Below are 1,800 nucleotides of genomic sequence, written 5' to 3'. Positions count from 1 at the left end.
GATCACCGACCGGGTGGACGCCCTCGGTGACCGCCGCGCGTCCGTCGCGCAGGCCCTCGACCGGCTCTACGACGCACACCGGGTCCAGCTCTTCGTCGTCTACGTACGGGACTTCTCGGGCCGCACGGGCCAGGAGTGGGCCGACGCCACGGCCGAGCGCAACGGCCTCGGGGCCGACGACCTGCTGCTCGCCGTCGCGACCCACGACCGCCGGTACGGCTACTCCGCCGCCCCGGACGGCCCCCTCAGCCAGACCCGGCTCGACGAGGTCGCGAGGACGGCGATCGAACCGGCGCTGCGGCAGAACGACTGGGCGGGCGCCGCGATCGGCGCGGCCGACGGCTACTCCGCCGTCCTCGCCGGGCAGCCCGTCCCCGCTCCGGCGATCACCCCCGGTCCCGCCGACCCGGGCAGCGCGGCCGACGACGGCACCTCGGCGACCGACCTCGTCCTTCCGGTGGTCCTCGTCGGCGGCGCCGGCGCCGTGGCCGCCTACGCGTACAGCAAGCGGCGCCGGCGGTCGGAGACCCGCACCACGCCGCAGGGCGGGCAGGGCTGGGGCCCGCCGAAGGAGCCCGCACCGCCCTCCCAGGAGGAACTCGACGGGCAGGCCCGGCAGACGCTGGTCGCCACCGACGACGCCGTCCGCACCAGCCAGGAGGAACTCGGGTTCGCGACCGCCCAGTTCGGCGAGGAGTCCGTCCGCCCCTTCACCGATGCGGTCGCCTTCGCCGCGGAGCAGCTGACGGCCTCGTTCCGGCTGCGGCAGAAGCTGGACGACGCGTTCCCCGAGGACGACTCGACCCGGCGGAGCATGCTGGACGAGATCCTGCGCCGCTGCGCGGAGGCGAACGCCCGGCTGGACGCCGAGAGTGAGGACTTCGACCGGCTGCGGGCCCTGGAGCGGACCGCCCCGGAGGCTCTGGCCGCCGTGGAGGCCGCGGTCCGGGAGCAGACCGGGAGGACGGACACGGCCGAGGCGGCGCTGACGGCGATGCGCGAGCGGTACGCGGAGACGGCGGCCGCGCCGGTCGCCGGCGACGTCGACCAGGCCAGGGACCGGCTGGTCTTCGCGGCGGACCACGTCGGGCAGGCCCGCGCCCGGATCGACGCGGGCGACAACGGCGGGGCCGCCGTCCACATCCGGGCGGCCGAGGGCGCCGTGGACCAGGCGGCCCGGCTGGCGGAGGCGGTGGACCGGCGGGCGCAGGAGCTGGCCGAGGCGTTCGGGAAGCTGCCCGGCGCCCTGTCGGAGACGGACGCCGACCTCGCGGAGGCCCGGGGGCTGCTGCGCGGCACCGCCGAGGGGGTGTCGACGGCCGATCTGCAGGGCCGGGTGGCCCGCGCGGAATCGGTGCTGGCCGAGGTGCGGCGGGTCGTGGAATCGGGACGGTACGACCCGCTCGACGCGCTGCGCCGGGTGGAGGAGGCCGACGGGGCGCTCGACGAGGCACTGGAGGGCGCACGGGAGCGCGAGTCGGGCAGCCGACGCGCCCGTGCGCTCCTGGACCAGGCGATGCTGACGGCCCGCTCGGCGATCGGGGCGGCCGCGGACTACGTCACCACGCACCGGGGCGCCGTGGGCAGCGAGGCCCGTACGCGGCTGGCCGAGGCGCAGCGCCGCTGGGAGAAGGCGCGGGTGCTGGCCGAGGCGGACGACCCGCAGACCGCCCTCGGGGAGGCCCGGCAGGCGGACGCGCTCGCCCGGCAGGCCCAGGACCTCGCCGAGCAGGACGTCCGGAGATATGGGAACCCGAACGGCCTGGGCGGTGTGACAGGGGTGGGAGACAGGGGTGGGAG

The 1,800-nt window shown here is 77.2% G+C and carries 1 protein-coding gene; it reads left to right on the top strand.

Features of this window, described 5'->3' with window-relative positions; genetic code table 11:
* The coding region (locus EAO70_RS35130) for a TPM domain-containing protein (protein WP_148006866.1) at positions 1–1,800 on the top strand (1,800 nt) is incomplete at both ends.

The organism is Streptomyces sp. adm13(2018) (assembly GCF_008042145.1).
Taxonomy (GTDB): Bacteria; Actinomycetota; Actinomycetes; order Streptomycetales; family Streptomycetaceae; genus Streptomyces.
Note: the sequence above shows the minus strand (reverse complement) of the source record. Positions and strands in the feature narration are given on the sequence as shown.